This is a genomic window from Nocardiopsis protaetiae (genome assembly GCF_045446735.1).
GTDB classification, from domain to species: Bacteria; Actinomycetota; Actinomycetes; order Streptosporangiales; family Streptosporangiaceae; genus Nocardiopsis; species Nocardiopsis protaetiae.
This window is the reverse complement of record NZ_JBJJBV010000358.1, coordinates 1-5,972: the sequence shown is the minus strand read 5'-3', so window position 1 is coordinate 5,972 and position 5,972 is coordinate 1. Positions and strand designations below refer to the sequence as shown.

Here is a 5,972-nt window from a genome sequence, read left to right as displayed (position 1 = left end):
GGCCGCCCCACGAAGGCGGCCGCCCACTGTCCGTCCCTCACCGCTCAGGAGCATCCATGACCACCTCCGTCACCGACGCCTCCGCGGTCACCGGCGTCACCCCGCCGCCCGGTGTGGACCGCATCTGGTACACCCGCTGCCCCGTCCCCACCGCCAGCGGCGTGGCCCTCAACCTCGGCTGGCTCACCTCCGCGTTCAACTCCCACGGGCTGACCGTCGGCGTCCTCCAGGACGCCCCGCCCGAGATCGCCGCCCACCACTTCGACCACCGCCTGCGCGGGCTCTTCCGCGAGGGCGGCAACGTCCCCGCCCTGGCCGCCAAGTCCGAGGGCGCCCCCACCCGCCTCATCGGCCTCACCTGGATCGACGAGGGGCAGGCGATCCTCACCCGCCCCGACACCGGCATCACCGGGCCCGCCGACCTGGCCGGGCGGCGGGTCGCCGTCCCCGGCCACGCCGCCACCCCCGGGCGGAGCTTCCCCCGGGCCATGGCCTTGCACGGCCTCACCGGTGCCCTCGCCCTGGCCGGGCTCACCCTCGACGACGTCCGGCAGGTCGAGGTGTCGGCCGTGTTCGAGCCCACCGTCGGCGCGGACTCCCGGGTCGGTAACTGGCCCGGCCTGTCCGCCCTGGCGGCGGGCGAGGTCGACGCCGTCTACGTCAAGGGCGCCCGCACCGCCGAGGAGGGCGCCGCCATCGGCGCGGTCGTCGCCGTCGACCTGGACGCCGCCCCCGACCGGCGTTCGCGCGTCAACAACGGCACCCCGCGGCCCATCACCGTGCACGAGCAGACGCTGGCGGAGAACCCCGAGCTGGTCACCGCGTTCCTCGTCCAGACCCTGCGCGCCGCCGACTGGGCCGCCACCCGCCCCGACGAGGTGCGCGCCGTCCTGGCCGCCGAGACCCGCTCGGGGGCGGCGGGCGTGGACCGCGCCTACGCCGACGGGTTCCACACCGGCCTGGCCCCGGACCTGTCGGCCGAGCGCCTGGAACTGCTCGACCGCCAGCAGCGGTTCCTGCACGACCACGGCTTCCTGGCCGCGCCGGTCGACGTGCACGCCTGGGCCGCCCACGAGCCGCTGGCCGAGGCGTACCGCGTCCTGGCCCGCGAACACCCCGTCCTGCCCGAGAACCCCACCGGCTGAGCCACCCACACCCTTCAAGGAGCACCGCCATGACCAAGGTCGGGTACTTCCCGCACAACAACTCGCTGTTCGTCCTGCGCCACCGCGGCATCCTGGAGAAGGCCCTGCCCGATGTGGAGTGGGTGGACCTGCGCGACCTGCCCCAGGGCGTGCGGCCCGAGCCCACCGACGGGCTGCCCACCGTCCACGCCGACCACCTCTTCGACGGCGGCTACGACTTCATCGGCACCGGCTTCACCCCGCCCATCACCGCCCAGGGGCACGGGCTGGACGTCGTCTACGTGGCGATCTCCGGGCCCCGGGTGGAGAACGGGCGGCTGCTCGTCAAGGCCGACTCCGACATCCGCAGCCTCAACGACCTCCAGGGGCGCAAGGTCGGCATCGCCCACGGGTCCTGGCAGACCACCCTGCTGCTGTTCGCCCTCGAACGCGCGGGGCTGACCTGGAAGGACATCGTCCCGGTCGACACCGGCGTCAACGCCGGACAACAGTTCCTCGCGGGGGAGATCGACGCCTGGGTCGGCGCCTACCCGGGGCTGAAGGCGGTGGAGGCCCAGGTGGAGACCCGCGACCTGGTCGCCACCGACGGGCTGTTCAGCCACCGGTCGCTGTGGTTCACCCGGCGGGACTTCGCCGAGGAGCGGACCGACGAGCTGGCGGCCATCGTCAACGCGCTCCAGGAGTCCGATACCTGGATCCGGGAGAACCCGCGCGAGGCGGCGGAGATCTTCGTGGCCGACGCCCGCGAGCGCGGCAACCCGGACACCGACCTGGACGCCTGGGAGCACGCGCTGCGCACCCGGCCGTTCGGGCTGCACCCGGTGACGGAGGAGTTCGTGGCCGAGCAGCAGCACGCGGCGAACCTGCTGCACGGCGGCGGGCTGCTGCCCACCCGGCCCACCGTGGCCGAGGCCGTGTCGGAGAAGGTCAACGCCCTGGTCCCGCCGGTCCCGGGGGAAGTCCGATGACCGAGGTGATCCTGCGGCTGCCCACGGGGGCCGCGCCCACGCGCGGGCTCGGGCCGGTGGCCACGGACGTGCGCGGCGGGCTGTACGGGCCGCTGGAGGAGGCGTTCCAGACCTGGCGGGCGGCCGAGATCGCGGGGCTCGGCGGGGTGCTGGCCCCGGACGATCCGGACGGCGAGGAGCCCTGGACGGTCGCCACGGGGGCCCTGCGGGCGAGCCGGCACCTGCGGGTGATCGCGGAGTTCGCGCCGTCGTTCGCGACGCCGGTGTACGCGGCCAAGCTGTCGGCCACGGTGCAGCGGTTCACCGAGGGGCGGTTGGGATGGAAGGTGACGGTGGGGGGTGACCCGGCCGCGCGAGCCGCCCAGGGCGACCCGGTCACCGGCGCGGACGCGCTGCGCCGGGCGGACGAGTTCCTCACCGCGGCCCGGGGGGTGTGGCACGAGAAGCCGTACACCTTCGAGGGGGACTTCTACCGGGTGCTGGAGGGTGGTTTCGGGCACCCGCTGGCGGGGCGGCCGTTCCCGACGGTGTACCTGTCGGGGAGCACACCGGGGGAGCTGGACCTGTCGGCGGTCCACGCGGACGTCCACCTGCTGCGGCTGGGGGATGACGTGGAGGCGGTCCGCGCCGAGCTGGACCGCCGGGCGCCGGGCCGTGAGATCCGGCTGGGTGTGGAGCTGTCGGTGTCCGTGCGCCACGTCGGTCAGGACGACGGCCCGCCGGAGGAGGTGAGTGGCCGCTGGGACGGCTTCGCCGCCCTGGGCCACGCGATCCCGGAGGGCCTGGTGGGAACCCCCGCCGAGCTGGCGGAAGAGTTCGACGCCCTACGCCGCCGCGGCGTGACCACGTTCATCGTCGAGGCCCGCCCGGCCCTGGCCGAGGCCTACCGCCTGGGGGAGCACGTGCTCCCCGCCCTCGCCGATCTGGAGCGGAGGGAGGCCGCCGATGCCCGCTGACATTCCCGTCCTGCGGCCCGACGCCGCCCGCCCGGCCCGTGCCGGGGCACCGGTGTCCACGGACTTCCCGGGGGTTCGTACCGGCGTCGTCTGGGACGACCGCCCGGCCGACACCCCCGGCCCGCCTCCTCTGCCGGTTGATGCCGGGCCGCTCCATGCCGACGCCACCCGTGCCCACCGTTCCGAGTCCGCCACCTGGACAGAGCCGCACCTGCCCGCCGACACCTCGACTCCACGCGATGGGGCCACCCGTGTCGGCCTCGCCTCGGCTGGGGCTGGCGGGGTAGCGGGTACGCGGTGGCCAGGTGATGCCCCGGTTTCGGAAGGCCGGGCTGTTCACCCTTGGCCCGCTCCCGCCTCCGTGGGAGGGTCGGCCCTTGCCGTCGATACCCCGACTCCGGACGGTAAGGCGGGTCACCCGGGCCCCATCGGTCCCACCGGACCCGCCCGCACGGGGGTGGTGCGGCTGCGGGCGGGTGCCGGGTTCCGGCCGGTCCGCTCCGGCGGGAACCGGCGGCCCGCCGACCCCCGACTGCGGGTGGTGCGTGTGCGGCGTGCCATCCCTCGGCGGCCCGACACCATGCGGGTCCTGCCGCACGTCCGACGCACGAACAGAAGGGAGCCCGACCGTGTCCGTTGACTTCTACTGGCGCATCGGCATGCACGGGGACCAGCGGTCCCTCACCGAACGCGCCGCCACCCGCGGCGACTGGGAACCCGACGGGCCCGGCCGGATCTCCCCGGCCCTGCGCGGCGGCGCCCCGGACGGCTACGCCTACATCGAGCACATGGCGGACGTGGCGCGTTCCGCCGAGGCGGCGGGGTTCTACGGCGGGCTGATGCCGTCCTTCCCGTTCACCGACGACCCGTGGGCCACCGCCGGGCTGCTGGCGCGCGAGACCCGGGGCTTCCGGTTCATGATCGCGTTCCAACCGGGGTTCCTGAACCCGGTGCACGCGGCCCGCATGGCGGCCAGCCTCCAGCGGGCCACGAACGGGCGCGTGGTCTACAACGTCATCACCGGCGGCGGCGGACCCGCCCAGCTGTGGTGGGGCGACGAGGTCGCCCACGACGACCGGTACGCGCGGACCTCGGAGTTCCTGCACGTCCACAAGGGCGTGTGGAAGGAGCGGCCGTACACCTTCGACGGCCGGTTCTACCAGGTGAAGGACGGCGCGCTGCCGGAGGCGCTGGCGGCCCAGGACCTGCCGGAGGTCTACTTCTCCGGTTCCTCCGCCGCCGCCATCGATGCCGCCGGGCGCCACGCCGACTACTACCTGTCCTGGATGGAGCCCACGGCGGCCCTGGCGCAGAAGTTCGCGGCGGTGCGCGAACACAGCGCCGCGCTGGGGCGCACGCCCCGCTTCGCGGTCCGGGTGGACGTGGTCGCGCGCCGGACCGAAAAGGCGGCGTGGGACGTGGTGCGCACCGGGTTCGAGTCGGCCGACCCGGCGGTGCTCGCCGAGTGGCGGACGGGGGATTCGGTGGGGGCGGCGCGGAGCCTGTCGTTCATCGACGGGCCGGTGTCGGGGTACCGCGATCTGGAGGTGGAGCCGAACGTCTGGGGCGGTTTCAGCCTGCTGCGCGGCGGCCCGGCCTTCGGCCTGGTGGGCAGTTACGCCCAGGTCGCCGAACGTATTGACGAGCTGATCGCGCTGGGCGTGGACGCGTTCATCCTGGCCGGGGTGCCCCACCTGGAGGAGGCGCAGCGGGTGGGTGCGGAGGTGCTGCCCCTGGTCACCGGCGCGCGAAAGTCGGTTCTGGTCTGACGCTGCACGCACCGAGGGCCCGTCCGGATTCCTCCCGGACGGGCCCTCGACGCGTCTGCCGCTCATGCCGTCTCGCGTTCGTCGGCCGAGTCGTCGTCTTCGTCGTCGGAGTACACCTGCGGCGGATACGGCTCGTCCACCCACATCACCTCGATCGGGTACCCGTCCACACCGCCCTCGCAGGCCCGCAGGACCGACCTCATCGAACAGAAGTGGCTCCGGAAGCGCTGCTCGGTGCCCTGGAGGCGGAAGTCCCGCGTGGAGTACTGGAAGCCCCAGGCCATGATGGCGGCGTCGCTCCCGTCGTGGTCGAACACCACGACGGCGAACCGGCGGGGTGCGTTCTCGTGGACCATTTCTTTGGCCTCCTCCATCAGCTCCTCGGGGGAGGGGTAGAGGAGGCGGTGCAGAATGTCGCTGCTTTCGTTCACCATGAAAAAAGCATGAGGCCCCGGGCGTGCACGGGGAAGGATTATGTGGTTGCCAGCGCGATCGGAAACAGCAGTCCGAAATGGGGGGTTTTCCGAGTCGCCTCAAGGCATGTGAGGGAAACTCGCAGAAACTTCATGTTATCTCGGGAAACTCGTGCCGAGCTGCGGAAACGCGGGGGTGTCTTGGGAAACCTGCGGCGATCCAGAGCGGTGCAAGCGCTGGAGGAAGCACCTGTGGAAAACCTGCAAAGCCCGTCTCCCCGGTCTACTGATCTTTGATGTGTGGGTTGACAGCCGAGCGAGCTGGGAAAACCCTGGCCATGGAGCTTCCCCTCTCCTCTCCCCGCACTCCTGCCGAGTACGAGAAACGACGCCTGGTCGCCGCGGAGCTGTTCGACCAGGGCGAGCTGTCCCAAGCCGCGATCGCCCGCCTGCTCGGCGTGAGCAGACAAGCCGTCCACACGTGGCACACCGCCTGGAAGAACGAGGGCCCCGCCGCGCTGGCCGCCCGGCCCCGCGGCGCCGAACCCTTCCTGAACGGCGAGCAGGAGCGGGCCCTGGCCGCCCTGCTCGACTCCAGCCCCACCGAGCACGGATGGCCCGACCAGTCCTGGACCCTGGACCGGGTCAACCACCTCATCAACGAACGCTTCCACGTCGCCTACGCCGACCCCTCCGGGGTGTGGCGACTACTGCAACGTAT

Annotated in this window: 6 protein-coding genes; 5 read left to right on the top strand and 1 reads right to left on the bottom strand. The window is 73.0% G+C overall.

Annotated features, from left to right (window positions below):
- Positions 1–56 precede the first annotated feature (56 nt).
- The 4 genes from ACJOT3_RS31800 to ACJOT3_RS31785 all read left to right on the top strand — a co-directional run bounded on the left by ACJOT3_RS31800 (position 57) and on the right by ACJOT3_RS31785 (position 4,838).
- Positions 57–1,145: an ABC transporter substrate-binding protein gene (locus ACJOT3_RS31800; RefSeq protein ID WP_406976832.1), complete on the top strand. Its 1,089-nt coding sequence runs from the start codon at positions 57–59 to the stop codon at positions 1,143–1,145.
- Positions 1,146–1,174: 29 nt separating this feature from the next.
- Positions 1,175–2,113: an ABC transporter substrate-binding protein gene (locus tag ACJOT3_RS31795; RefSeq protein WP_406976831.1), complete on the top strand. Its 939-nt coding sequence runs from the start codon at positions 1,175–1,177 to the stop codon at positions 2,111–2,113.
- Entirely contained in the window at positions 2,110–3,069 is a 960-nt protein-coding gene (locus ACJOT3_RS31790) for an LLM class flavin-dependent oxidoreductase (RefSeq protein WP_406976830.1), read from the top strand. Before ACJOT3_RS31795 ends, ACJOT3_RS31790 begins: the two co-directional genes overlap by 4 nt.
- A gap of 629 nt (positions 3,070–3,698) precedes the next feature.
- A complete protein-coding gene (locus ACJOT3_RS31785; protein WP_406976829.1) occupies positions 3,699–4,838 on the top strand; it encodes an LLM class flavin-dependent oxidoreductase in 1,140 nt (379 codons plus the stop codon).
- Between the two features lie 62 nt (positions 4,839–4,900).
- Here ACJOT3_RS31785 and ACJOT3_RS31780 read toward each other — a convergent pair whose 3' ends face one another.
- Complete coding sequence (locus ACJOT3_RS31780; protein ID WP_406976828.1) at positions 4,901–5,272, bottom strand: hypothetical protein; 372 nt, start codon at positions 5,270–5,272, stop codon at positions 4,901–4,903.
- Positions 5,273–5,589: 317 nt separating this feature from the next.
- Between ACJOT3_RS31780 and ACJOT3_RS31775 the strand changes: the two genes are divergently transcribed.
- A partial coding sequence (locus ACJOT3_RS31775) for a helix-turn-helix domain-containing protein (RefSeq protein ID WP_406976827.1) occupies positions 5,590–5,972 on the top strand: 383 nt, incomplete at its 3' end.